The following is a 917-nucleotide window of genomic DNA, read 5'->3' as shown; positions in this document are numbered from 1 at the left end:
TCAAACTCCATATCTCAGGAATCAACAAACAGGCCTTCACATTACGTGAACTCACGCCTTTCCATGTCACCGACCAAGATGTGGAGCGCAATGAGGGGTCGCTGCATTTCCCAGTGCGTTCAGACGCAGAGCGCCTCGGTCAGATTCTGCCATCGGCAGATCCGCTAGCAATCGGCATCGAGATCACTCCAATACCGCCTGAGGAGCCATCCTCTCCTCCGCGCAAAGAAACTCCCCCACCCAAAACTGAACGCCGGAACCGCTGGAGCTTTGACGATGACAAATGAACGCTTGATAGAAACTGCCAACAGGATGTCGGCGCTCGAAAAGCACTTTGTCCGCCACGAACGGTTCACCCCGCTGGAAGCCAGATTTTCATTCCATATTCAAAAACGTTTGGCCGACATTACCGCAAAGCAAACGGGAGAGGCCCATGGCATTGCACTTTCCGGTGCTTCTGGAACCGGGAAAAGCGCGGCCGTCGCTCATCTCATTCGACGAGCGCAGAAGAGTTTGGAAACGTCAAACCTGCGCGAAGCAACGATTGTCAGCCTGCGCGTGCCATCACCTGCCACGTTGAAATTTGCAGGTCAGACACTTCTGCGTGCACTGGGGTATCAAATCAGCTCAGAGCGGCAAGCATGGTACATTTGGGATCTCGTGCGGCATCACCTTCGTGAACGGAAGGTCCTGTTCGTTCACCTGGACGAAGCCCAGGACCTGGCGTCGCGTGGAACAAGACACGAGCTGAATTCAGTCGCCTCAATGATGAAAACCCTCATGACCGACGAAGAATGGCCTGTTGGTATCCTGCTTTCAGGAACAACCGAACTGGAGGATATCTGCCCTCTCGTGCATGTAGTAGCGCTGCCGGACAGTGAATGGATGGCCTGTTACAACGCCGAACGCCGGCATTC

2 protein-coding genes are annotated in these 917 nt (G+C 54.4%); both read left to right on the top strand.

The genetic code is table 11. From position 1 onward, the window contains the following. The coding region (locus tag L1069_RS23800; protein ID WP_237457291.1) for a hypothetical protein at positions 1-287 on the top strand (287 nt) is incomplete at its 5' end. Then, positions 277-917, top strand: a 641-nt coding sequence (locus L1069_RS23795; RefSeq protein ID WP_237457290.1) for an ATP-binding protein, incomplete at its 3' end; no start/stop codon positions are given. The genes L1069_RS23800 and L1069_RS23795, both read left to right, overlap by 11 nt.

This window comes from Leisingera sp. MMG026, from assembly GCF_021654205.1.
Taxonomy (GTDB): Bacteria; Pseudomonadota; Alphaproteobacteria; order Rhodobacterales; family Rhodobacteraceae; genus Leisingera.
This window is presented reverse-complemented; position numbering and strand designations above follow the sequence as displayed.